This window comes from Tritonibacter mobilis F1926 (genome assembly GCF_000376545.2).
Classification (GTDB): Bacteria; Pseudomonadota; Alphaproteobacteria; order Rhodobacterales; family Rhodobacteraceae; genus Epibacterium; species Epibacterium mobile.
The window spans coordinates 349,617-374,611 of the sequence record NZ_CP015230.1 but is presented as its reverse complement, the minus strand read 5'-3'; the positions used below and the strand labels follow the sequence as shown (position 1 = coordinate 374,611).

At 61.5% G+C, this 24,995-nt stretch carries 23 protein-coding genes; 11 read left to right on the top strand and 12 right to left on the bottom strand.

Annotated elements, in window-relative coordinates:
• Positions 1–2 precede the first annotated feature (2 nt).
• The 5 genes from K529_RS01820 (at position 3) to K529_RS01800 (ending at position 5,329) form a co-directional block, all read left to right on the top strand.
• Complete coding sequence (locus tag K529_RS01820; protein WP_046002508.1) at positions 3–1,220, top strand: MFS transporter; 1,218 nt, start codon at positions 3–5, stop codon at positions 1,218–1,220.
• Positions 1,217–1,786 (top strand): DUF3833 domain-containing protein, encoded by a 570-nt coding sequence (locus tag K529_RS01815; RefSeq protein ID WP_005636053.1) that lies wholly within the window; start codon positions 1,217–1,219, stop codon positions 1,784–1,786. Before K529_RS01820 ends, K529_RS01815 begins: the two co-directional genes overlap by 4 nt.
• Entirely contained in the window at positions 1,783–2,505 is a 723-nt protein-coding gene (locus K529_RS01810) for an SDR family NAD(P)-dependent oxidoreductase (RefSeq protein ID WP_005636051.1), read from the top strand. The genes K529_RS01815 and K529_RS01810 overlap by 4 nt, the downstream gene beginning before the upstream one ends.
• Positions 2,502–3,242 (top strand): SDR family NAD(P)-dependent oxidoreductase, encoded by a 741-nt coding sequence (locus tag K529_RS01805; protein WP_040643002.1) that lies wholly within the window; start codon positions 2,502–2,504, stop codon positions 3,240–3,242. Before K529_RS01810 ends, K529_RS01805 begins: the two co-directional genes overlap by 4 nt.
• A 110-nt stretch (positions 3,243–3,352) precedes the next feature.
• Complete coding sequence (locus K529_RS01800) at positions 3,353–5,329, top strand: sensor histidine kinase (RefSeq protein WP_005636048.1); 1,977 nt, start codon at positions 3,353–3,355, stop codon at positions 5,327–5,329.
• Between the two features lie 13 nt (positions 5,330–5,342).
• Here the strand turns inward: K529_RS01800 and K529_RS01795 are convergent, their stop codons facing one another.
• The 10 genes from K529_RS01795 to K529_RS01755 all read right to left on the bottom strand — a co-directional run bounded on the left by K529_RS01795 (position 5,343) and on the right by K529_RS01755 (position 15,281).
• Positions 5,343–6,695: a sigma-54-dependent transcriptional regulator gene (locus K529_RS01795; RefSeq protein ID WP_005636046.1), complete on the bottom strand. Its 1,353-nt coding sequence runs from the start codon at positions 6,693–6,695 to the stop codon at positions 5,343–5,345.
• Positions 6,696–6,703: 8 nt separating this feature from the next.
• The gene (locus K529_RS23955; RefSeq protein ID WP_009176220.1) at positions 6,704–6,829 is read right to left on the bottom strand and encodes a hypothetical protein; all 126 of its coding nucleotides are present in this window, start codon (positions 6,827–6,829) and stop codon (positions 6,704–6,706) included.
• A 1-nt stretch (position 6,830) separates the two neighbouring features.
• Positions 6,831–8,117, bottom strand: a complete 1,287-nt coding sequence (locus tag K529_RS01790) for a c-type cytochrome (protein ID WP_005636044.1) — start codon at positions 8,115–8,117, stop codon at positions 6,831–6,833.
• Between the two features lie 4 nt (positions 8,118–8,121).
• Positions 8,122–9,336, bottom strand: a complete 1,215-nt coding sequence (locus tag K529_RS01785) for a formate dehydrogenase subunit gamma (RefSeq protein ID WP_046002509.1) — start codon at positions 9,334–9,336, stop codon at positions 8,122–8,124.
• Between the two features lie 116 nt (positions 9,337–9,452).
• Complete coding sequence (gene fdh3B / locus K529_RS01780; RefSeq protein ID WP_005640291.1) at positions 9,453–10,046, bottom strand: formate dehydrogenase FDH3 subunit beta; 594 nt, start codon at positions 10,044–10,046, stop codon at positions 9,453–9,455.
• Between the two features lie 12 nt (positions 10,047–10,058).
• Positions 10,059–13,070 (bottom strand): formate dehydrogenase subunit alpha, encoded by a 3,012-nt coding sequence (locus tag K529_RS01775; protein WP_046002510.1) that lies wholly within the window; start codon positions 13,068–13,070, stop codon positions 10,059–10,061.
• 113 nt (positions 13,071–13,183) lie between these two features.
• Positions 13,184–13,372, bottom strand: coding sequence for a twin-arginine translocation signal domain-containing protein (locus K529_RS01770; protein ID WP_005674136.1), 189 nt, complete (start codon positions 13,370–13,372; stop codon positions 13,184–13,186).
• Positions 13,373–13,477: 105 nt separating this feature from the next.
• Positions 13,478–14,086 (bottom strand): TorD/DmsD family molecular chaperone, encoded by a 609-nt coding sequence (locus tag K529_RS01765; protein WP_005674138.1) that lies wholly within the window; start codon positions 14,084–14,086, stop codon positions 13,478–13,480.
• Positions 14,087–14,100: 14 nt separating this feature from the next.
• Positions 14,101–14,751 (bottom strand): DUF3306 domain-containing protein, encoded by a 651-nt coding sequence (locus tag K529_RS01760; RefSeq protein ID WP_046002511.1) that lies wholly within the window; start codon positions 14,749–14,751, stop codon positions 14,101–14,103.
• On the bottom strand, positions 14,748–15,281 hold the full coding sequence (locus K529_RS01755; protein WP_039982912.1) for a DUF3305 domain-containing protein: 534 nt from the start codon (positions 15,279–15,281) through the stop codon (positions 14,748–14,750). The genes K529_RS01760 and K529_RS01755 overlap by 4 nt, the downstream gene beginning before the upstream one ends.
• A gap of 367 nt (positions 15,282–15,648) precedes the next feature.
• On the opposite strand from K529_RS01755, the gene K529_RS01750 reads away from it, so the two are divergent.
• From K529_RS01750 to K529_RS01730, 5 genes are all read left to right on the top strand, one after another.
• Complete coding sequence (locus tag K529_RS01750; protein ID WP_046002512.1) at positions 15,649–17,607, top strand: 4Fe-4S binding protein; 1,959 nt, start codon at positions 15,649–15,651, stop codon at positions 17,605–17,607.
• A 107-nt stretch (positions 17,608–17,714) separates the two neighbouring features.
• Positions 17,715–18,779 (top strand): Mrp/NBP35 family ATP-binding protein, encoded by a 1,065-nt coding sequence (locus tag K529_RS01745; protein ID WP_005642139.1) that lies wholly within the window; start codon positions 17,715–17,717, stop codon positions 18,777–18,779.
• The gene (locus K529_RS01740) at positions 18,776–19,480 is read left to right on the top strand and encodes a biotin/lipoate--protein ligase family protein (RefSeq protein WP_046002513.1); all 705 of its coding nucleotides are present in this window, start codon (positions 18,776–18,778) and stop codon (positions 19,478–19,480) included. Before K529_RS01745 ends, K529_RS01740 begins: the two co-directional genes overlap by 4 nt.
• A gap of 15 nt (positions 19,481–19,495) precedes the next feature.
• Positions 19,496–19,972 carry a DUF6505 family protein gene (locus K529_RS01735; protein WP_005670680.1) on the top strand — a complete coding sequence of 159 codons (477 nt, stop codon included), beginning with the start codon at positions 19,496–19,498 and terminating at the stop codon, positions 19,970–19,972.
• Between the two features lie 102 nt (positions 19,973–20,074).
• On the top strand, positions 20,075–20,623 hold the full coding sequence (locus K529_RS01730; protein ID WP_005670677.1) for a hypothetical protein: 549 nt from the start codon (positions 20,075–20,077) through the stop codon (positions 20,621–20,623).
• 46 nt (positions 20,624–20,669) lie between these two features.
• Here K529_RS01730 and K529_RS01725 read toward each other — a convergent pair whose 3' ends face one another.
• A complete protein-coding gene (locus tag K529_RS01725; RefSeq protein ID WP_046002514.1) occupies positions 20,670–22,676 on the bottom strand; it encodes a CocE/NonD family hydrolase in 2,007 nt (668 codons plus the stop codon).
• Positions 22,677–22,764: 88 nt separating this feature from the next.
• Here K529_RS01725 and K529_RS01720 point away from each other — a divergent pair, with 88 nt between their 5' ends.
• Complete coding sequence (locus K529_RS01720) at positions 22,765–23,604, top strand: helix-turn-helix transcriptional regulator (protein WP_227512256.1); 840 nt, start codon at positions 22,765–22,767, stop codon at positions 23,602–23,604.
• Here the strand turns inward: K529_RS01720 and K529_RS01715 are convergent.
• On the bottom strand, positions 23,601–24,713 hold the full coding sequence (locus K529_RS01715; protein ID WP_005625351.1) for a CaiB/BaiF CoA transferase family protein: 1,113 nt from the start codon (positions 24,711–24,713) through the stop codon (positions 23,601–23,603). The two genes, K529_RS01720 and K529_RS01715, sit on opposite strands and share 4 nt — an antisense overlap.
• Between the last annotated feature and the right edge of the window lie 282 nt (positions 24,714–24,995).

The following is a 24,995-nucleotide window of genomic DNA, read 5'->3' as shown; positions in this document are numbered from 1 at the left end:
ACATGAAATGGCGGGTCAGCACATATGCGCTGATGCTGGCTGCGGCTGGCCTGCCGCTCTATATCCATTTGCCGCGCTACGCGACCGGCGAGCTAGGGATGAGCCTTGCGACCCTTGGCGTGATTCTTGCAGGTATCCGGGTGATGGATTTTGCCCAAGACCCCGCATTGGGCTGGTTGGTGGATCGCTACCCGGACAAAAAAACCACCTTTGCGACCTGTGCCGCGCTGGGAATGGCGCTGGGATTTGTGATGCTTTACACGCTGCGCCCCGACGGCGGCGGGCTATGGTGGTTCATCGCAGCACTGGCACTGGTGTTCACCTCCTATAGCCTTGGAACCATTCTGTTTTACGGTCAAAGCGCGGCCCTTGCGGCACAAACCGATGGGCTGATCCATCTGGCCGGTTACCGCGAGGCGGGCACATTGGGTGGCATCATCCTTGCGGCCAGCGCGCCTGCCGTTCTGGTGATGCTGGGGGCCACGGGCAGCGGCTATGCGGCCTTTGGTGTGCTGCTGGCCGGTGTGTGCCTGATCGCACTCTGGTTCAGCCGCCCGCTCTGGCGTGTCTCGGCTCCTGCGCAGTCTCCACTGTCGCTTGCCGAGTTGCGGGCTTCTGGCGGGCTTGGTCTTCTGGCGCTGGCCTTTGTCAATGCGCTGCCGGTGGCGATCACCTCGACGCTGTTTTTGTTCTTTGTCGAAGACCGGCTTGGGCTGCCTGATTTGGCAGGGCCGTTCCTGATCCTGTTCTTTGTAGCTGCGGGCCTGTCAGTGCCTGTCTGGACGCGCGCAGCGACACAACATGGCGCGGCCCGCACGTTGATTGCCGCCATGTGCCTTGCGATCCTCGCCTTTATCGGCGCTGCACTCCTGCCTGCGGGGGCTGCGATCGGCTTTGCCCTGATCTGTCTCGGCTCTGGTGCCGCCCTGGGCGCGGATATGGTCATCCTGCCCGCACTCTTTGCAGGCGCTCTGGACCGCGCGGGGCTTCAGGCAGGGCGTGCCTTCGGGCTTTGGTCCTTTGCTGCGAAACTTGCCTTGGCGAGCGCCGCCATCCTGCTGCTGCCGCTACTGGAACTGAGCGGCTATCGCCCCGGTACCGACAACTCTGAGGCCGCGCTGATGGCGCTCACCCTCGGCTATGCGGTTCTGCCTTGTCTCATCAAATGCGCCGCCATTGCGCTAGCGCTGCAACTCCCCCGTGAAGAGGTCCATGTATGAAACTTCTCCTCGGCATCACTATCCTCGTGCTGCTTTTGTTGCTGTTGCGCCCCGGACTGGGTTTTCGCGCACAGCGCCCGTCTGATTACACCAAAACCGGCCCCGCCTTTGACATACGCAAACACCTGAACGGACGCTTCATTTCAGAGGGGATGATCTATGGGCCGACCGGGCGCGTGGTGTCCCGGTTCGTGGCGGAGATGAATGGCACATGGGATGGCACCAGCGGCACGCTCACGGAGGATTTCACCTATGCAGGCGGTGGCACACAGGCGCGCAAATGGATGCTGGAGATCGGCGAAGACGGTGCGTTTGCCGCCACGGCGGAAGACATTATCGGCACGGGCGCGGGCCAGCACGCGGGCGCGACCGTGCGGTTATCCTACCGCATTCGCCTGCCCGAGGACGCTGGCGGGCATGTGTTGGATGTCACCGACTGGATGTATCTGATGGAAAACGGCACGATTATGAACCGCTCCGAGATGCGTAAATTCGGCATAAAGGTCGCCGAACTGATTGCCACCATCCGCCCTGCGCCGGACGCCGCCTCCGAGGTGACGCCATGAGAGTTCAAGGTCAGACATGGTGGATCATTGGCGCTAGCGAAGGCCTTGGGCGCGCGCTCGCCGAGGCGCTGGATCAAGAGGGCGCATCCTTGATCTTGTCGGCCCGCAGCAAGGACCGACTAAGCGCGCTTTGCGACAGATTGCGCGATGCACAGGCGCTGCCCATGGATGTGACAGACGCCCGCTCCGTCCTTGCCGCGTCAGAAGCTGCGAGCGATGCTGATGGCGTGATTTACTGCGCCGGGCTTTATGATCCGATGACCGTGCAGGATTGGGAGCCAGAAGCGGCAGAAGCCATCTGTGAGGTTAATTTTATGGGCGCGATGCGCGTGATGGGGCGTGTTGCACCCCGAATGGCCCGCCGTGGACATGGCCACATTGCGCTGATTGGCTCGCTCGCTGGGTTTACCGGTCTGCCCGGTGCCATAGGCTATGGCGCTTCCAAGGCCGCAGTGATGCATCTGGGCGAGAACCTGCACCGCGACCTGCGCGACACCAATGTCAAAGTGCAGGTGATCAATCCGGGCTTTATCAAAACTCGGCTCACGGCCAAGAACAATTTTAAGATGCCGATGATCCAAACCCCGGAAGAGGCTGCGGCCTGCTGCATGAAAGCGCTGCGCTCCAACCGGTTTCAAAGCTCCTTTCCCGCGCCCTTTTCATGGGTGTTTCGCATCGCAGCGCATCTGCCCCGTAAATGGGTCACGAGGTTGATATGATGGACCCGCGCAACGTGGTGATTTTTGGCGCATCCGGTGGCATTGGCCGCGCCTTGGTGGAGGCTTATGCGGGCAAAGCAGCGGTCGAGAGCGTGCATGCGGTTTCGCGTGGAGGGAACGCTGCTTTTGCGGTTGACCCGTCAGCGGAGGACAAGATCAGCCAGCATCGGGCGGATATCACCTCAGAAAGCGATCTTGAGGCATTGGCCGCGCAGGTCGGCACGCCGGATATGGTGATCCTTGCGACGGGTATTCTGACGGACCCTGATACCGGGCTCACACCAGAAAAGAGCTATCGCCAGCAAGAGATGGCCGCGTTCGAGCAAGTGTTTCGCATCAACACCTTTGGGCCTGCTTTGGTCGCCAAACATTTCCTTGGGCGAATGCCGCGGGAGGGGCGGTGCGTCTTTGCGGCTCTGGCGGCGCGGGTGGGGTCGATCAGCGACAATGGGTTGGGCGGCTGGCACGCCTATCGCGCCTCAAAGGCGGCGCTGTGCATGTTGATGCGCAACTACGCCATCGAGATTGCACGCAAGAACCGCGATGCCATTTGTGTCTGTTTGCATCCCGGAACCGTGGACACCGCGCTCTCTGCGCCGTTCCAGAGCAACGTGCCCGACGGCAAGCTGTTCACACCAGAATATTGCGCACAATGTCTGATGTCCGTCATCGCCGGGCTGAAACCACATGACAGCGGCAAACAGTTTGATTGGGCTGGAAAAGAAGTCCCCGCCTGAACCATCTCCCTATCCGCCGCAGGTCCGCGCTGCCTTGCACCTTGGGGCGGTTCCGGCGACACTCTGCACGAGGTAACGCGCAATCTGGCGGCCTAGGGAGAGACCCATCCATGTTGAAATCTGTCCGCCTGCGCCTGCTCATTATGGCGCTGCTGCCGCTTATCGTTCTGATGCCGCTCCTGATGGTCGTAGCGATGGCGAGGTGGAATGCGGATTACGATAAGATACTGATTGCAAAGGTAGAAAGCGACCTTCGTATTGCCGAGCAATATCTCGGCCATCTGCAAAGCAACTCTGCCCGCGCGCTTCAGGGCATTGCGCAATCCGCCCGGATTGCGGGCGTTTTGTCCAGCGGCTCTGATGCGACCGAGGCATTTCTGAGCGAAAGCCAAGAGAGCCTGAACCTCGATTTTCTACATCTGTTGCGTGGCGATGCATTGACCGAAGCCAAGGAAAAATGGCCGGTGATCTTTGAGGCGGCAGCCGGGCGGATGGCCTCGGAGATAGATATCTTTTCCGCCGAGGATCTGGCGGCGCTTTCTCCGGCATTGGCCAAACAAGCCCGGATCGAGCTGATCGACACAGAAGCCGCCGCCCCTGCCGATCACACGGTCGAGGATCGCGGCATGGTGGTTCACACCGCCGCACCTGTGCGCGTCAACGGGGAGGTCAGCGTGCTGGTGGGTGGTTTGCTTCTCAATCGCAACCTCGACTTTATCGATACGCTGAATGAGCTGGTCTACCTGCAAGGCGTGTCGAACGCCGGGCGGCAAGGCACCGCGACGCTGTTTTTATCCGACACGCGGGTCTCTACCAATGTGCGCCTGTTTGAAGATGTGCGCGCGCTGGGTACGCGGGTTTCTGTCGCCGTGCGCGACGCGGTACTCGGCGAAGGGCGCACGTGGCTCGACAGTGCCTTTGTCGTCAATGATTGGTATATCTCGGGCTATATGCCGATCAGCGACAGCTTTGGAAAACGTGTTGGCATGCTCTACGTGGGCTTTCTGGAAGCGCCCTACAAGAACGCCAAGCGCGCAGCTTATTGGACCGTCGTGGGGGCCTTTGTACTGGTGATCGCCCTGACCGCTCCGCTGTTTTTGTGGCTGGCCAAGGGGATCTTTGCGCCGCTTGAACAAATGACCCGCACCATGGCGCGGGTTGAACGTGGCGATCTAACGGCGCGCAATCAGACCCCTTCGCGCGGGGATGAGATCGGCCAGGTGGCCAACCATCTGAATACATTGCTCGACCAGGTGCAGGAACGCGACCGGCGCCTGCGCAACTGGGCCGGAGAGTTGAACACCCGCGTCGAGGAACGTACCAAAGAATTAAAAATCGCCAATGAGAAACTGGAGGAGACCTTCCGCCAGCTTGTGATGAGCGAAAAGCTCGCCTCAATTGGCGAAATCACCGCCGGTGTTGCCCATGAGATCAACAATCCGGTGGCCGTGATTCAGGGCAATGTGGATGTGATGCGGATGACGCTGGGCGAGGCCGCTGAACCTGTGCGCACTGAGCTGGACCTGATCGACAATCAGGTGATGCGGATCGGGGCCATTGTGGGCAAACTGCTGCAATTCGCTCGCCCGTCAGAATTTGGCACCTTTGCCGAACATGTGGATGTGGCTGCGGTGGTGCGAGACTGCCTTGTGCTGGTGGATCATGTGATCTCCAAACAGGAAGTGCGGGTGCTGACGCAATTTGATGACGCGCCCTGTGTGCGTATCGACCCCGGCGAATTACAGCAGGTGGTGATCAACATTATCATCAATGCAAGTCAGGCGATGGACGGAAACGGCACGCTTGCCATCACCGTCGCAGGCGCGGAACGCGACGCGCAAATGGGCGTGGCCCTACGCATTGCCGACACCGGCCCCGGTATCCCTGCGGATCGGATCGATCATATCTTTGACCCGTTTTTCACCACCAAGCAGGGTGAGGGCACCGGGCTTGGCCTGTCGATCAGCCAGACCCTCATTCAACGCGCCGGAGGACGCATTACCGTGCGTAATCGTCGCGCGCGCGGGGCGGAATTCCTGATCTGGCTGCCCGGCCCCTCAGACGAAGATGACACCAATCAGGGGTGATCGCGGCCCCGGTTCAGACACCCCAACTGGCGCATTTGCGATCTACTGTTTTGCGCGAGACACCAAGGCGGCGGGCTGCCTCGGCGCGATTGCCGTCACAGGCATCCAGTACATGCATAATGTGGCGCTGCATCACCATATCGAGGTTTTCAACCGCCGCTGTTCCGGTCACAGATCCGGTGCCTGCGAACTCTTCGGGGAAGGCCCCGAGGATCACCGAGCGTTCGATCAGGTTGCGCAGTTCACGCACATTTCCGGGCCACGCGTAGCGCGAGAACTTCAGCAGGGTTTCTTCATCCAGCTCCAGCGCGGGCATGCCGAGGCTCAATGCGAATTGATCCATAAAGAGCGCGGCCAGCTCGACGATATCCTCGATCCGTTCCTGAAGCGGCGGCATTTCGATATTGACCACATTGATCCGGTGATAGAGATCCGCGCGGAATTTGCCTGCCGCGATTGCGTCTGGCAGGTCGGCGTTGGTGGCCAGCAGGAACCGAAGGTTCAGCGGAATATCACGTTCTGCACCAACAGGGCGTACCTTCTGGTCCTCCAACACCCGCAACAGCGCCGCCTGCACCTGTTCCGGCATCTGCGCCACCTCATCGAGGAAAAGCGTCCCACCATCAGCGTGCAGGAACAGACCGTCGCGCCGACGATCCTGCGCATCTATGACCCCAAACAGCTCTTCTGCCAGACGGTCGGGAGAGAGGCTGGCGCAGTTTACCGCAACAAAAGGCTGCTCTGCCCGGTCCGAGAGCGAATGCAACGTGCGGGCGGCGATTTCCTTTCCCGTGCCGGACGCGCCGGTAAACAGCACCGGCGTCGGCAGCGGGGCCAATCGCTGCAACATCTGGCGCACTTTTTCGATGGCCGCGGACTTGCCCAGAAGACGGCCACGCGCGCCGGATTGCTCGGCTGAAAGCTCGTGTTTCAGCAGGTAATTTTCCCGCCGCAGATACTTGCGGTCGAGGGCGCGCGCTACCGCGTTGAGGATCTGATTGGCGCGAAAGGGTTTGAGCACAAAATCCGCAATCCCGATCCTGAGTGCCTGAATGGCCGTATCGAGATCCGCATAGGCGGTCACCAGAATAGTGTCGGCAAACAGCCCCACCCGGCGCTGCTCTGCCACCCAGTCCAGACCGGTTTTCCCCGGCATGATGTTATCCAGCACGATCAGGTCGAAATGGGCCTTGTCGAGAATATCAGAGGCCTCGCGCGCAGAGGCTGCCTGTTCCACGCGTTTGCAGCGAGGTTCGAGGATCTTGGTCATGAAGTGACGCATGCCGGGTTCGTCATCAATCACGAGGATCGATGCGGACGACAGCGATTCTGAGTATTCGTCGCGGATGGTGGCGGAGACGTTCATCTGGCGCGTCAGTTCAGGCGCACGGCAGCACCGGAGTTCTGGTCCTGTGCGGAAAATCCTGCACGCTCCAGCGCAAAGTCAGCACCCACCGCGATTGCGGCAATGAGGGCAAAGCCTGTTAGCATGGCTTTCATTTCAGTCGTCCTCCGGAAGTTTTGTCGCGGTTTTCAGATAGTCTATCAGATCCTGACGATCCGTGGGGGCGGTGATGCGTTGCATCGGCATCTTGGACCCCGGAATATAGTGGTCAGGCCCTTGGTCGAACAGGGCATCAATGGTCTCGTCCGTCCAGATCAGGTCGGATTGCAGCAATGTCCGGGAATAGCGGTAACCCGGCAGGCTGCCCGCCGCGCGCCCGAACAGACCTGCCAGGTGTGGGCCGGCCCGGCGCTGCCCGGCATCGTTGAGGTCGTGACAGATGGAGCATTTGCGCATGAACTGGCGCTCGCCGTTGCTCATGGTTTCGGGGGCTTGCAGAAAACTGCGTGTCTCGTTTCCTGCGGCCTGATGGCTGTCCATCAGCGCAATCGGCCAGCCATAGATCACATCGTGAATGCCTCCGGCCCAGATGCGGCTGCCATCGCGCGAGAACGCCAATGCCCAGACCGGCCCCTCGCGCATCGCCCTGAAATCGCGGGCAATGGTCCAATTACGAGTGTCGATCATCATGATGTAGCCATGACCGTCGCCAACCGCGATCTGCTGACCTTGCGCATGATAGGCCAAGGCGAGGATCGGGCGGCGATCGAGGGTGAAATCGGCGATCTGCGCGCCGGTTTCCATATCGATCACCCGTGTGCCGCCATCCACCGCGCCATAGGCAAGCCAGCCCTCTTGCGACAGCACCAGACGGTTGATGCCAAACCCCTGTTCGGCCAAAAGCCGGGGGGTGGCGTCGGGCGTGTCATAGACCTGCACCTGCCCGGTCATGGTCGCGGCAAACAGGCGCCCTTTGGCATCAAAGCGCACATCGTTGACACCTGCGCCCACGGTGATCTGCTGCCCGGCACCGCCGTTCAGCGACCAAAGACCGATGGTGCCGTCCCAACTGGCTGAGGCCAGAAACGCCCCATCCAACGAGACATCCAGCGCGCGGATCTTGCCCGCATGACGCCCGATGTCCTGCGGCTGTCCCTGCTGCCAGCGATAGATCGCAAAATCATCGCCACCGCTGAACAGCGCCCCACGCGGGCCAAAGATCACCGCGGCGGTGGCCGCGTCATGGGCCTCCAACCACGTAGGTCTGCCCTCCTGCCAAATGGCAGCGGTATTGTCGAAACTGGCGCTGGCCACGCGATCCGCATCATCCACGGCAAGCGCCATGATTGGCCCACCGTGTCCTTTGAGGGTCACAAATTCCTCTGCCCCCGCGCCCCAGACGGGCGCAGCACAGAGGGCAAGGCTCAGCGCCAGTCGCCGCATCACGTCACTCCGCCGGGGTGGCGCCTGTGTTTTCAGCCTTGGCGCGCTCTTTCTCCTGCACTTCCTCAAGCCAGATCGAGTGGTGCTGATGCGCCCAAGCCTCATCCACCTCGCCAGAGCCCATGGCGTCATAAGCGCCTTCCATGCCAAGCGTGCCGATATAGATATGCGCGATGATGATCGCCATCAGCACAAAGGCGACGATTGCGTGCCAAAGCTGGGCAAGCTGCATCTCCTCTTGCGGGGCAAGCTCGGTGGGCAAGACGCCGTAGCCAAGCCACTGCGGGATGCCGGTGTCATTGAGGAGGGCAAAGGTCTTGGCAAAGAGCGGCAGTTCAAACGGGAACAGCAGCGACAGGCCGGAGACGGAGATGGAGGCCCCGAACAGGATGACCGACCAGAAAATCACCTTTTGACCGGCGTTGAACTTCTTTGCGGGGGGGTGTTTCTTGCCGATGATGCCACCGAATTGCTTGATCCAGACCAGATCGAGCTTGTTCGGGATGTTATGCGCAACCCACATGACAAACACCAAAATGAGCGCCAGCATGAAGGCCCAAGAGACGGAATTGTGAATCCATTTGGAGCCGATGAGCAGCACCGAATTCACGTCCTTGCCAAGATACGGCTGGATCGCCACCCGGCCAAAGAGCGTCAGAAGCCCCGTCAGACCAAGCAGGATGAAAGATCCGGCAAGGGTCCAATGGGTCATCCGCTCGACAAAGGCAAAGCGGGTCACTGTGCGTCCGGTCTTTTCTGCATCGACCCGCACACGGCCCCGTAGCAGGAAAAATACTGCCAGCGCAGCAATCGTGCCCAGCAAGAGCCAGCCCCCATATTGCCGCAACGGGCCCGCCCGGAACGAGAGCCAGTTCATGCCACCGTCCTGCACCAGAACCGTGGCCACATCGCCCCCGGCAGAGACGCGAATATCAGCGGAATTGTAGCGCAACGCCCGCCAGAGTTCGGGATCGGACTGGCCACCAAGGGTGCCCAACTGCTGATCAATCCCGGCAGCAATCTCAGGGTTCCCGGTCGCGTCGCTGCGGAAACTGTCGTCCAGCGCCTCGCCGCGTTGCCGCGCGAGAATGTCCTCAAGTGTCTGCGCCCCACCGGTGGCGGAGCGATCAGGTGCCACGGGGTTTGCGTCCTGCGCATGGGCAGACAGGCCACAGAGCAGGGCCAGTTTAAGGACGAATACGAAAATCAGGCGCGGCATGGATGGACCTCCCGTTGAGCCGGATTTGATAAAATGAATCAGTCGCATAGCGGAAGGGGCCCGCCACAATGGCGGGCCGCCTCCCGGTGTAGGCGTATTGGGATCAAAAGTGGGCGTCAGCCGCCCTTTTGATCGTAAGCGGTTCCCCAGCCCCAAGCGCCGGAGCCAAAGCCACGGGCCACCACACGCTCGCGGTAGACAGCGGAGACGGTGTCGCCATCGCCTGCCAAAAGCGCCTTGGTGGAGCACATCTCGGCGCAGATCGGCAATTTGCCTTCTGCGATCCGGTTGCGCCCGTACTTCTGGAACTCGGCCTGAGAGTTGTTTTCCTCAGGACCACCGGCGCAGAAGGTACATTTGTCCATCTTGCCGCGAGAGCCGAAGTTGCCCGCCTGCGGATACTGCGGTGCCCCAAAGGGACAGGCGTAGAAGCAGTAGCCACAGCCAATGCAGAGGTCCTTGGAGTGCAGAACCACCCCGTCCTCGGTCTGGTAGAAACAGTCCACCGGGCAGACCGCCATGCAGGGTGCATCGGAACAATGCATGCAGGCGACCGAGATCGACCGTTCGCCGGGCTTGCCATCATTGATGGTCACAACACGGCGACGGTTGATGCCCCAAGGGACTTCGTGCTCGTTCTTACAAGCGGTGACGCAGGCGTTGCACTCGATGCAGCGTTCGGCGTCGCACAGGAATTTAGCTCGTGCCATATGTCCGTCTCCTTACGCTGGCATGATTTTGCAGAGGGTGGCTTTGGTCTCTTGCATCTGAGTGACCGAGTCATAGCCATATGTCTGCGCGGTGTTGGTGCTTTCGCCCAGCACATAGGGATCCGCACCGTCGGGATATTTGTCCCGCAGGTCCTTGCCCTGGAAGTGCCCGCCAAAGTGGAACGGCATGAAGGCAACGCCCTCACCCACCCGTTCTGTCACCATGGCCATCACCTTGACCTTGCCGCCTTCCGGGCCTTCGACCCAGACCTGAGCCCCATCCCGCACGCCGATGTCATTGGCATCGCGCGGGTGGATTTCGACGAACATGTCCTGCTGCAATTCCGCAAGCCATGGGTTTGAACGGGTCTCATCACCGCCGCCCTCATATTCGACCAGACGGCCGGAGGTGAGGATGATCGGATACTCCTTGGAGACGTCGTTCTTCTGGATCGAGGCATACATGGTGGGCAGACGGTAGAATTTCCGATCCTCATAGGTCGGATAATCCGCCACCAGATCCCGCCGGTTGGTGTAGAGCGGCTCGCGGTGCAGCGGCACCGGATCCGGGAAGGTCCACACCACGGCACGGGCCTTGGCGTTGCCGAAGGGGGCGCAGCCATGCTTGATCGCAACCCGCTGGATACCGCCGGAGAGGTCGGTTTTCCAGTTCACCGAAGCGGTCTTGGTGTTGAAATCAGACGGGAAGGGAGACATGGACTGCTCGCCCACTTCTTCGCCTGCGCCCTGATTGCCATTTCCGCTGGTCCCCGCTTCGCCCGCACCATCGAGCTGTACGCCCGCAACGCCTGCGATAACGGTTTTCTCTTCTTGGGTGAGGTCCTTATCCCAGCCCAGATCCACCAGCATCTGCATGGTAAACTCAGGATAGCCGTCCTGAATTTCCGCACCGGGGTTCGAGACACCCTCGGCCAGCAGATTGTCGCCATCGCGTTCCACCCCGAAACGGGCGCGGAAACACAGGCCACCTTCGGCCACTGGTTTGGACATATCATATAGGTTCGGCGTGCCCGGATGGTTCATCTCGGGTGTGCCCCAGCAGGGCCACGGCAAGCCGTAGAAATCCCCATCCGCCGGGCCGCCCACCGCTTGCAGCGTGGTGCGGTCAAACGTGTGCTGGTTCGCCATATGAAGTTTGATACGCTCCGGGCTTTGACCCGTATAGCCCACCGTCCACATACCCTGATTGAACTCGCGGGTGATGCTCTCGATGTTGGGGGTCTCGGCGTCTTCCATCTCGATATTGCGGAAGAGACGATCTGCCCAGCCAAACTTATTGGCGAATTTGGCCATGATCACGTGATCGGGCAGGCTCTCGAACAGAGGTTCCACCACCTGATCGCGCCACTGCAGCGACCGGTTCGACGCCGTCACGGAGCCACGTGTCTCAAACTGAGTACAGGCAGGCAGCAGGTAGACGCCATCGGTGCGGTCATGCAGCACGGCAGAGACGGTCGGATAGGGATCCACCACGACAAGCATGTCGAGCTTTTCCATCGCCGTCTTCATCTCCGTCATCCGGGTCTGAGAGTTTGGCGCGTGGCCCCAGAGAACCATGGCCCGCACGTTGTTGGGCTGATCCATGTTCTCTTTGTCTTCGAGGATCCCGTCGATCCATCGGGACACCGGAATGCCCGTCAGGTTCATCAGGTTCTTGTCCTTGCCGTCGGCGGATTTGACGGTTTCGAACTGCCCCTTGAGCCAGTCCATGTCCTCGCCCCAGACACGGCCCCAATGGCCCCATGCACCAGCAGACAGGCCATAATAGCCCGGCAAAGTGTGGCTCAGAACGCCAAGGTCGGTCGCCCCCTGCACGTTGTCGTGACCGCGGAAGATATTGGTGCCGCCGCCGGAGGTGCCCATGTTGCCGAGTGCAAGCTGCAGGATGCAGTAGGCACGGGTGTTGTTGTTGCCGTTGGTGTGCTGAGTGCCGCCCATACACCAGATCACGGTGCCGGGACGGTTGTTCACCAAGGTCCGCGCCACGCGCTTGAGCTGGCTACCGGGGGTGCCGGTCACGCGCTCAACTTCTTCGGGCGTCCACTTTGCGACCTCTTCGCGGATCTGGTCCATACCCCAGACACGGGTGCGGATGAACTCTTTGTCCTCCCAACCGTTTTCAAAGATATGCCACAAGATCCCCCAGACCAGCGCCACGTCGGTACCGGGACGGAAGCGCACATACTCGTCTGCATGGGCCGCCGTGCGGGTAAAGCGCGGATCACAAACGATCAGCGGCGCATTGTTCTGCTCCTTGGCCTTCAGCACGTGCAACAGCGAGATCGGATGCGCCTCGGCAGGGTTGCCCCCGATGATGAAGATCGCCTTGGAGTTATGGATGTCATTGTAGCTGTTGGTCATGGCGCCGTAGCCCCATGTATTCGCAACACCTGCAACGGTGGTGGAGTGACAGATCCGCGCCTGATGGTCCACGTTGTTCGTGCCCCAGTAGGCGGCGAACTTGCGGAACAGGTAAGCCTGTTCGTTGTTGTGCTTGGCAGAGCCGAGCCAATAAACGCTGTCCGGGCCGCTTTCTTCGCGGATGGACATCATCTGGTCGCCGATCTCGTCAATGGCTTGTTCCCAGCTGATGCGCTTCCACTCACCGCCTTCGCGTTTCATCGGGTACTTGAGGCGCCGCTCACCATGGGCGTGCTCGCGCACCGATGCGCCCTTGGCGCAGTGCGATCCCAAGTTGAAGGGGCTGTCCCAGCCGGGTTCCTGACCGACCCAGACACCGTTTTGCACCTCTGCGATGACGGTACAGCCAACCGAGCAATGGGTGCAGACGGATTTGATTGTTTCCATGGCGCCGGTCGCAGAGGCCGCCGCATTGGCCTGCGTCACCGTTCCACCGGTGGCGCTGATGGCCGCAAGCCCGCCGATGGCGAGGCCGGACCCGCGCAGGAATGCGCGGCGGTCGACAGCTGACTCGCCGACCTTGGACAGGATACTGGTCCGCTGGGGGCGTCTCGCAACCCCGTTGGTCTTTTTCCTAAGCATTTTAAAACCTCCCTTGCTTGCCCCTGAAATCAGAAGCGCGCTGGGTTTATTGAGAAACCTGTGCTCAGTCGGGCGTCACGCAACCAGTCGGCTCAGGCATGAAAGGCATCCGGTCAGAACCGGGTGCTGTCGTAATATGCGCGGGTATGCGCGGTATCCTGCATCTTGTTGGATGACAGGTCCGGAGTAGCGGCCTCAGCCTCGCCTCCGGTGGTTGCAAGAGCCACCGCCGCTGCGGGCGTGGTGGTTGCAGCCAGTTTCAGAAAGTCGCGGCGGCTTGCGCCATCCTCTTTCCGTGACATGTGGATCCTCCTCCTCTTTCGGTCTTTAGGTCCAGTCGTTCGGGCGTCCGGGCCGCCCTGCCCTGCGCCTGCCTCCTGCGGGCGCATCGTCGTGGATCAGAGAGCTCAGCCCCCCATCCGAAATCCTTCGGTCTCAATTTCCATGAAGGCCCGCCCAACCGCCGCCACTGAGGCATAAAGCACGGAGTTCTTTGCGCCCTCGAGGTCGGCAAAGAAATGCGCGGCCCACGGACCGATGTGTTTGTTGAAAAAGGTTTTCTGCTCCGCAAGCGATGTGGCGGCACCAAACCGGCCCACGATCATCGCCCCCATCATCTCCATCAGGGAGGCAATGTTGTCTTCGGGCTCAAACACATTGGGCGCGCGGCTCAGCCCCCGCGCGCTCATGTCGTTACGCAGCGCTGCCAGAGGCTTTTCATTCAAGAAACCAGTGAGGTAATAGCTCGCATAGGGCAGCAACTCCCCCCGGCCCAGACCGATGAACAGCGCGTTAAACTCGCGTTCGGCTCCGGCGGGTTTGGTGCGTTTGGCCACCCGTGCCAGTTGGGTGATCGCCTGCCCCAGCGGTGTCTCATCCCCGGAGAGCCCAGCCGTCTGTTCCAGCAGCATCTCGCTCGGGGGTGCGGCCAGCATTAGGCCAAGGTAGTTGTAGAGATCCGCGCGCAGCCGATCTTCTTCGCTGACCCGCTCTGTGGTCACGGCGGCGTCTGTCATCGGGCTCTCCTGTGTCATATTGTTGCCTCCGCATCCTCAAAGACAAAGCGCATCCGGCGCGATGTCACTTGTGGCGGGGTATCTTCGACCTGAACATCGCTGTGCGCGATTTCATCTTCTTGCACCTCTTCGGCCTCGGCAGAGGCGACTGACGCAGCGGCTGCTTCGGCGTTTTCCTCTGGCGAAATGGTGTCCTCTTGCGCATCAGAGGCTGCAACGTCCGGTGCCACGTCATCGGCGCCTTGTGCTGCCGCTTCACGCTCTGCCTGACGGGCCAGCTCTTCCACATGGGCGGTCATGCCTTTGCCGACCTGATAGGCGGTCTGGATGTTCTCCACCGCCATCGCCGCGTCCGTGAAATCCTCGCCATAGTCGATCAGCCCATCGACATTTGCCAGAACCGGGTTGGTGACCCAGAGCCTGCGCAATGCGCGTGTCTTGAGACGTGCAGGAACGGCTTCGGTGAGAAACGCCTTGAAATCATCCCCCGGCCCAAGCGTATCCGGGTCCGGCAGATCCAACTCGGCGAGCAAGTCTGCATCGCTGCGCTCGGCAAGTTCAGCGTCCCGCGCCTGCGCTTCCGCCTCCTTCAGCGCGCGGGCCTCCTGCGCCTCTTCCGCCTCGACCGCTGCGCGACGGCGGGACCAGAAATTCTGCGCACTCATTGCAGGCGCTCCTTACGGGCCTTGGCCGGGGCGCGATACACATCCGTCAGTTGCGGAATGCGCGCATCGCCCACGCCGTCCTCCTCCAGATCCACGCGCTGGCGGTCGCGACGACGCTTCTTGAACTCTTCTTCCTTGAAATGCGCGAGGGTGAAGTCGCGCACCCATGCCACCAGCCCCGCCGGCATCTCGACCTTCTCGACCTGATCTTCGCCAGTGTCGGCATAATCCTGCGCCTCAAACGGCGAGGCCGTGACCAGCGTCACCTCAGGGCGCGCATTCGGCCCCGGTCGCATCACCACGTAAATGCTTGGCGGATTGGCTGTGAGACCCTGCATGTAGGCCTCAGCATCGGCGCGGTGCAATTCAAGCGGCAGCGTGGCTGCGTGAAACTCGCAAGCTTCGCCCTCTTCCCGCATCAGGCTCCAGTCGGCATCGGCAGCACCGGGCAGCACCGCCACCACACGCCACGCCCAACGCGCCCACGGCGTTACCCCCGGCGTGCGCCGGATCACGACCCCAAGCGGCATCACATCCATCTTTGCGTAGTACTGGTCCACGACCCATCCCTGGCTAAGTTGCTGCAATCTTGCCGCAAACCACCCTGCATGCGAAAGCACACAGTGCTATGGGATTGGGCATTTCAGCCCGCCGTGGACAATTTGACTCCCCCACCCGAGCCCAAGGACCGGCAGTGGACGAATTGTCCAACCCTATCTTTTTGCTCAGGCATTCGATTTTTTCGATAAATTCCCGAATCACTTCGCCACGGCGCTGGATCTTGCGCCCTTTGCTGCGCTTTACGGTGGTTTACGAATGCTGTGAAACCTGACTAGGATACGCTCCAAACCCGTGATTTCACCACCGAATGCCAGCCCGACGGCCAGCGAGGAAAACATGCCTAAGAACCTGATATTGTGTGATTGTTCCGGATCACAACCACTCGATTCAGAGACCCTTAGCGCAACCACCGGATTGCCGTGTTCAAAGGTGCATTCCAACCTCTGCACAACCCAATCCGATGCCGCAGTCGCAGCCCTTCAGGACCCGGATGCAATTTTTTGTTGCGGCCAGGAAAGCCGCTTTTTCACCGCCCTGGCCGAGGAGTTGGGACAGGATGCCCCGCTGTTTCTCGACCTGCGAGACAGGGCCGGATGGTCCATTGAGGCGCAAAATGCGGGCGATGTGCTACCCAAAATGTCCGCATTGGTTGCAGAGACGCAGCTGAACATCCGCCCCGCCAAGAGCGTCGATGTGATCAGCGAAGGTCTGTGCCTGATCGTCGGCACTGCGGATGTGGCGCTGCCTGCCGCCGAGAAGCTACAGGATATTCTTGGCGTTACGGTCCTGCTGACCGATGTGGCCGAGCCGCCGCTCAGCCGCGGGTTCGACGCAATCCGAGGGCAGCTGCGCAGCGCGCGCGGAGCACTCGGCAACTTTGAGGTGACGGTGGACGCGCTGCAATCGCTCGATGTCACCGGGCGTGAATGGACGTGGAGCGCGCCCCGCGACGCAGGCCGCTCCGAGTGCGATGTCATCCTCGACCTGCGCGGTGACGCCCCCCTGTTCCCGGCCCCCGAGAAACGCGAAGGTTACCTGCGCGCAGACCCGAAATCGCCGGTTGCGGTGGCGGACGCGGTGCTGGCCGCCAGCCAGTTGGTCGGCACCTTTGAAAAACCGCTCTACGTGAAGGCGGAGCCGCTGCTTTGCGCCCATTCCCGCGCGCGTCAAACCGGATGCACCCGCTGTCTGGATGCCTGCCCCACCGGTGCGATCACGCCCAATGGCGACAGTGTTGCCATTGATCCGATGATTTGCGCAGGCTGCGGCGCCTGTGCTTCGCTCTGCCCGTCCAGCGCCATCACCTATGATGCGCCCCCGGCTGAGAGCCTGTTTTTGCGTGTTCAAACCCTCGCCAAGGCCTATCTGGCGGCAGGTGGCGACACGCCCCGGCTGCTGGTGGTGGACGCCCATGGTGCCGAGATGATCCGCCTCGCCGCGCGGTTTGACCGTGGCCTCCCCGCAAGCGTCATTCCGCTGGAGGTGGAGGCCTTCAACACCTTTGGCCATGCAGAAATCCTCGCGGCGCGTGCCGCTGGTTTCCGCGAGGTCTGCCTGCTGCCCGGGCCGCGCGCCGATCTTGAGGTTCAAACGCGTGAGGTTGATCTGGCCAATGCGATTTCCGCTGATGCCGCGCGCCTGCTGCACGCGGCAGAACCCGAGGCGCTATGTGATGCGCTCTACGAGACCCGCAATCTGCCCGCAGCCCCCGCGACGGTCCAGCGCCCCATGGGCACCCGCCGCCAGATCACCCGACAGGCCGCATTGGCCCTGAACGCCGCTGACACAGAATTGCCGCTGCCAGAGGGTGCGCCCTATGGCGCGGTACTGGTCGATCAGGATGCCTGTACCCTGTGCCTGTCCTGCGTGTCGCTCTGCCCGTCGGGGGCGTTGGGGGACAACCCGGACCTGCCGCAGCTGCGCTTTCAAGAAGATGCCTGCCTGCAGTGCGGTCTCTGCGCTAATGTCTGCCCGGAGGATGCCATCACCTATGAGCCGCGCCTGAACCTTGCCCCCTCGGCGCTGGATCAGGTGGTTTTGAATGAAGAAGAGCCCTTTGCCTGCATCGAATGTGGCAGCCTCTTTGGAGTCAAATCCACCGTCGAGCGGATTATGGAAAAGCTTGCGGGCAATCATGCGATGTTTGCCAACCCGGATGCCGCCAAGATGATCCAGATGTGCGATGACTGCCGCGTGAATGCGCAATTCCACCAAAAGGATTCCCCCTTTGCGGGCAAGGAACGTCCTCGCGTGCGCACCACCGAGGATTATCTCAGCACGCGGCGCGACCATTGACGCAAACTTGCGCCACTGAGCCCTTTCAACCCGCGCGCACAACAGGCACCATGCAGACGCGTGACCTGACCAGGCCAACCACCAGACCAACCAAGGAGTAGCCCCGCGTGTCCATCACCCGCGACGCCGTCCTCGACGCCCTGAAGACCCTGAAAGACCCCGTGAGCGGCAGCGATATCGTCGCCGCAGGCATCATCCGCGCCCTCACCATCGAGGGCAGCAATGTGCGGTTTGTGCTGGAAATTGACCCGGCCAAATCCGAGGCCTACGCGCCGGTGCGCGATCAGGCCGAAGTACTGGTGAGCAACCTCGCGGGTGTTGAGAAAGTCTCGGCCCTGATGACGGCGCATAGCACCAAAGCCCCGCCGGATCTCAAACCCAACAAACCCGCAGAGCCGCAAGGCCCGCAAAAGATTCCCGGCATCGCAAAGATCATCGCGGTCGCCTCGGGCAAGGGCGGCGTCGGGAAATCCACCGTTTCGGCCAACCTTGCCTGTGCCCTCGCGCAGGCTGGCAAACGCGTGGGTCTCTTGGATGCGGATGTCTACGGCCCCTCGCAGCCGCGCATGCTGGGTGTCTCTGGCCGCCCGGCCAGCCCCGACGGCAAGACCATCCTGCCGCTGCGGAATCACGGCGTCACCATGATGTCGATCGGTCTGATGACCAATGACGATCAGGCCGTGGTCTGGCGCGGCCCGATGCTGATGGGGGCGCTGCAACAGATGATGATGCAGGTGCAATGGGGCGCGCTCGATGTGCTGATCGTAGACCTGCCACCGGGCACCGGCGACGTGCAGATGACACTGGCGCAAAAAGCGCAGGTGGACGGGGCGATTGTGGTTTCCACCCCGCAGGATGTAGCCCTGATTGATGCCCGCAAAGGTATTGATATGTTCCACAAGCTGAACGTGCCGATCCTCGGCCTCATTGAGAACATGTCGACCCACATCTGTTCCAGCTGCGGCCATGAGGAGCATATCTTTGGCCATGGCGGCGTTGCAGCAGAGGCCGAGAAACTGAACGTACCGCTCCTGGCAGAGGTGCCCTTGCATCTGGATGTGCGTTTGGCGGCGGATGGCGGCGCGCCCATCGTGGTCTCCAAACCCGACAGCACACAGGCTCGTGCCTTTCAGGACATCGCCGCAGCCCTCGTGGAGCGCGGCGTCGTATGAGCGAGACTGTCACCTTCCCCCCTCTGATGACGGGCGAGGCCGCAGGTCCGGGACAGGACCCGTTTGATCTCGCCTGCCAGAAAGCCGAGTTGGGCGTTGATGCGGGGCTTGTGGTCTATGACCTCGGCACTGACGTTTTGCGTGCCGCACTGGTGCTCGCGCCCGAAGTGCCCCTGACCAAGGCCATGGCGATGCTGCCCGTGTGCGGCCTGGGCTTTCAGAACGCCCTTGGCGCGCTGGCCCCGCCCGAAGTTGCCGTGCATCTGGACTGGGACGGTGGTCTGCTGATCAATGGCGCGCGATGCGGAAGCCTTCGCGTCGCGGCCAGTACCGATGCACCCGGCGCCCAGCCGGACTGGCTGGTTGTCGGCTTGGACCTGCCGCTCTGGCCTGCGGGCGACGGGGGCGACACGCCGGATCAAACCGCGCTCTATGCCGAGGGCTGCGCAGATGTGGCTGCGCCGCGCCTGCTGGAAAGCTGGACCCGCCACTGCCTGCATTGGATCAACCGGTGGGACGAAGGCGAACTCAAAGCGCTTCATGCAGAATGGCGCGGGCTTGCGCATGGCATCGGCGAAGACCGCCAGCAAGCCGGGCTGAGCGGTACCTTCCTTGGCGTCGATGAGGATTTCGGCATGCTCCTGCGCGACGACACAACCACCCATCTGATCCCGCTCACCACTGTTCTGGTGCAGGACTGACAGGAGAAAGACGCGATGAAACTGGCCCGTGCCATTCATTTTGACGAAAGCGACATGAACGTCTTTGCCAGCCCCGCCCGCACCGGGGAATGGTGTATTTCCGGCGGGTTTGAGTTCTCCAACTGGAGCGAGGGCGACCTTGTTGGCAAACAACGTCAAGCCTTTGCCAATGGCTGGATGGGGCTGGAAACCGCAGGTCGGGTGACATTTGTCGCCGTGACCCAGATCGAGGCTGAAGAAGTCACCACGCTGATCGAACAGCTCGCCCGGCATTTCATGGAGATCTATGGCGCGCCGGATATGGCCAGCGCCCGCCCCGTTGCCGAAGCCGAGATCGACCATATGGCAGAGCTTTGCGAGGATCACGCCCCCAACACGCTGCTGACAGTCGCGAGAGACCTGACCGAGGCTGGGGTGCGCGAGAGTTTCCGCGTGATCGAAGCCCAATCTGCGGGGCTAGAGCAATTCGCGATCCATGTGACAGACGACTGACCACGGTGTCCCCGGCGATCACCAAACGCGATAACGCATTAAGAATTCCGCATCTATTGCGCAGTAGCTTTGCGCCAACCACGATTGTTTAGGACATCTTTCATGCTGAAATCTCTCGCTGCGACGCTCGCCTTGTCTCTGATGGGTGGCCTCGCGCAGGCCTCGACGCTGTTCCTTGAGGCTGGCAATTGGGCGGCGGTCTACAAGGGCAACACCTGCCACGTCTATACGCTCTCCTCCGCCCGCGACACCTCCGGCTATCTGGAATTCACGTTCGAAAACAACGGTCTGAATGCCACCTTCGACTATATCTACACGCCTTACGGCCCTGACGAGGTCGAAGCCCCCTGGGATGAGGCAGCAGATAGTGTGACGCTCTATCTGGGGGATGAGCCGGTGTGGTTTGGCGACGAGATGTTTTTCTATACCGCTCCGGGCTTCACCTATGGTGCGAGCCTGACACCGGGCTTCATCTCGGAATTGATCGGCGCCATGCTCGCCACCAAGGGCGATTTTGGCTTTGCGGTGGATCGCGCCGCCGAAGGGGAAACCTGGCTCTACGGTGGTTTCTCCCTCTCCGGGCTGGATCAGGCCTTGGCCAAAGCGGGCGAGATGTGCCAATTCGACCCGCGCGCCCTGCCGCAATCCTGACGGGCGCGCGCTTTGGTTCGACTGGGTGGCCCCTTTGGGCCCACCGTCAGAGACAGCCGCGCGGGATGACCTCGGTCCACTCGCGCGTCAGCACCACCTCTTCACCCTCATAGGCTTTGATCCCGCGCCAGAGGGTGAAATTCTCGGTGTCGCAATGCATCGAACTGTCAGTCTCGACCCGCACGCCCCAGTCCTCCTGATCACCTTCGCCATCGCGGCCAAAGTTGAAGACCCAAGCACAGTCAAACCGCGCGCTGGCCGGATCGTTGGGGTGGATGGCATAGCGCATCCGAACGTTACTGGCGACACGCTGGCCATGGGTCAGATCCTGCGCCGCGCCATAGCTGTCAAAGCTCTCCAGCACATGAGTCCCGTCCGCCTCGACACGTGTCTCGGCCTCGCCCCAAGGTTTTTCCAACACCTCGGCCTGATACTTCGGGTAGTCACGCGCCGCGCCCGGGGCTTGGGCCTCAATCTCAACCTCGACGCGGCGCTCCGGCAAGATCAGCGCGCATCCGTCCAGATGCAGCGTGATCTCGGCAGCCTCCGGCGCGGGCCAGACAATCGGCCAATAGGAGGTCGACAGTGCCAGCCGCAATTGATGCCCCGCCAGCACCCGGTGCGCGCATTCATTCAGCTCAAACTCCACCTCGTAGCGCTTGCCCGGCTCCAGCCGCGTTGCCACCTCATGGCTGTCGTCATGGCACAGGTTGCGTGGGCGATAGGTGATGCGCTGCGACTGACCGGAGGGTGCCACATCACACAACCGCGCCACCACCTGCGCGACGGGTTTGTCGACACTGAAGGCCAGTCGCACACGCGGACGGCCCAGGATCTCTATCGGGGCAAGCAGCGCGGTGCTGTCAAAACAGGTCGAGGCCCGGTCATCCACACTCTGGTCGCCGGGGCGTTCATTGTCGATCCGGATACCGGGGCAGAAATAGCCGCCCGCCTGCCCAACGGTCGCGGGGCTATGGACCCTCGCCGTACCCGCCTGCGGCTCGGGTGCAAATCCCCCCACGGCCAGCGGCCACACCACGTCCGCGACATTGGGCGAGGGCCACTTCGTTTCGGCCACCCAACGGCCGTTCTGCGGCAGGTTCTTCGGGCTTGGCGCGGTAAACTCCTGCATAAAGACCCGGTAGTCGGGCAAGGCTTCTGCCCCGGTGTCCTCACCTTTGAGGTATTGATCGAACCAGCGCAGCACCTCGCCATGAAAATCCGCCGCCTCAACCTGAGAGATATGGGCATAGCGGTGTTCCCACGGCCCCATCAAGGCCTTTGCCGGCGCGCCGGTCATCTTTGCGGCCAGTGCGGGCGGGGCGTTCACATAGGCATCGGCCCAGCCGGTGATTGCCAGCACCGGCGCCTGGATCGCCGACCAGTCCTCGCAAACGGAGCCATGTTTCCAGAACGCATCCCGCGTCTGATGGCGCAGCCAATCCGCCGCCATAAAGGGCAGGTCATTGATCCGACCCAACCATTCCGCGCGCCAATCCGGGCGCAGTTTCGGATCCAGCGGCCGGGTCATATAGGCAAACATCTGGCTCGCCCAGTTCTTGTTATCGCTCAGCAGGCAGCCCCCCATATAGTGGATATCGTCAGCATAGCGATCCACGGTAGAGGCCACCGAAACCACCGCTTTCAAGGCCTCCGGTCGGCGATACGCCATTTGCAAGCCATTGAACCCGCCCCAGGAAATCCCGATCATACCGACCTTGCCTGTCGACCAGGGCTGCTGCGCGATCCACTCCAGCACCGCCTCACCATCCGAGAGTTCCTGCTCGGAGTATTCGTCATCAAAGCGCCCGTCGCTGTCACCGGAGCCGGTGATATCCACCCGCACACAGGCATAGCCATGGGCGGCAAACACCGGATGCGTAGTGGCGTCCCGTGGGGCTGTGCCATCGCGTTTGCGGTAGGGCAGATATTCAAGGATCACCGGAAACGGGCCTGCGCCCGCGGGCTGCCACATCCGCGCCGCGAGCCTGCGCCCATCGGGCAGCGGGATCCACAGGTGTTCGGTCACGGTGATGGGAGTCTGCACGGACATGTCGGCCTCGTTTCCTTATGCGTTTGGGCAGAGTGTGCGCGAAATCCGGACAGGGCGAAACTGCGCACTTGTACGCGGGATGATGCAGATGTACGCACAGTCGCGTCACATCGCGAAAGCTCAAACCATGCGCACGGCCTTCAGTCAGAATTTACGGTTTCTCTGCGCCGAGGCCCCCTCGATCGCGCAGATCTGCCGCGAGATCGGCCTCAACCGGCAACAGTTCAACCGCTACCTTTCGGGGGCCGGACTGCCCTCGGCGCATAACCTGCGCCGCATCGCGCATCATTTCAACGTGGGTGAGGCCGATCTATTTACGGATCCCGATCACTTCGCAGCCGCGCGTCGCCCGACCACCGCGCCAAAGCTCCCCGCGCCGCTTTGGCACATCGGCACGGGTTTTGCCGATCAGGCCCGCCCCCTGCGACGGTTTCTCGGCACCTATCATGGGTATTTTTGCACGCCCACATGGCCCGGACAGGTGCTGCGCTCGCTGATCCACCTCAAAGAGGTCGATGGCTATGTGGTAAGCCACACATTTGAGCGCGCCCACGCAAGTGATGGCAGCATCCGCCAGCGCAGCACCTATCTGGGGCTGGTTGCAGAACGCGGCGGACGGTTGTGTCTGACAGAGCGCCCCCGCAACACCGTCGGCGCTCTCTCAGAGACGATATTGATGCCGGAACACCCGCATCAGATCTCTTTTCTGCAAGGGCTGGTCCTAGGCGTCTCTGCCGGGGCCAATCGTCGCCCGTTTTCCACCCGCACGGTCTGGGTGCGGCTTGAGGAAAAACGCACTGCGCGCGAGGCCCTTGCTGATGTGGGTGGCCTGCCAAAGGATAGCCCGCGCCTCGACCCCAAGGTGCGACGTCTGCTGGGCGATGAGGTGCCCTTGAGCATAACACTTGATGCCTATCCGCCCAGTTAGTCCGCCTTGCGCGGCAATACCGGTGCCGAGCGATCAAGCGCCAGTTCCGCATCCGAAAATACCCAAGGTCCCCGCACGCCCGGCACGCCTTCGGGCGCGATCTGCATCTGTCGATGTTTGATCTGCGCGTCGTCGAACGCCTGCCCGATGGTGTTGATCGGCCCCGCCGGAACGGTCGCGGCCTCCAATGCGGCAAGTAGATCCGCCTGGCTCCACTGTGCCAGAGCCGCCGCCAGCATCGGCGTCAGATCACCGCGGTTTGCGACCCGCAGCTGGTTGGTGAGAAAACGGGGATCATCCTTGAGACCTCCGAGGTTCAGCACATCGCACAGCCGCGTGAACTGACCGTCATTGCCAACCGCAAGGATCACATGCCCATCGCGCACCGCCATCACCTGATAGGGCGCGATATTGGGGTGTTCATTACCCATGCGGGTGGGGCTGTTACCCGTCACCAGATAGTTCATATTCTGGTTCGCCAGCATGGCCGTGGCACAATCCAGCAGGGACATATCAATATGCTGTCCCCGTCCGGTCCGATGCCGTTGCTCGACTGCGGCCAGAATGCCGATACTGCCGTATAGCCCTGTCACCACATCCGTGATCGCGACGCCCACCTTTTGCGGCTCACCCTCCGCTGCACCAGTGATCGACATCAGCCCCGACATGCCTTGCAGCAGGAAATCATAACCCGCACGGCTGGCATAAGGCCCATCCTGCCCAAACCCCGTGACCGAGCAATAAATCAGCCGCGGGTTCACCTCAGCGAGGCTTTCATAATCGAGGCCATATTTCGCCAGTCCGCCGACCTTGAAGTTCTCGATCAGGATATCTGCGCCCGCAACCAGATCGCGGACCTTGGCCTGCCCCTCTGGCGTGCGAAAATCTGCGGTGACACATGTTTTGCCCCGGTTGGCGGCATAGTAATAGGCTGCGGTCTTGTCTCCGTCCCGCTCCACAAAGGGCGGCCCCCAGCGACGCGTGTCATCGCCTTCGAGGCTTTCGACCTTCACCACCTCCGCACCCAGATCCGCCAAGGCTTGTCCGATCCACGGACCAGCGAGAATACGGGCGAGTTCCACCACCTTGAGACCTTGAAGCGGAGTCATGCTGAAATGTCCTTTGCAAGTTAAACACTTGGTCCTGTGCATAGCTCACCCGATCGCCAAAGGCCAATCCCATTGCGCAGAGACGACAAGACACGCCCGTCAGAGAGCACCCGCAGCGCACCGCAGGTGCGCTGCGGGGCCCAACGGGTTTGACGGCATTTTCAATGCAGGCAAACCGGGCGGGAGCGCCCCCGCTTTCTTGACTTGCCTATTTTGCTGGCAAATCGGCTTATTTCGCCCAAAATATCAACACAGCGATAGGTCGCCGCCCTCGCAGACAGC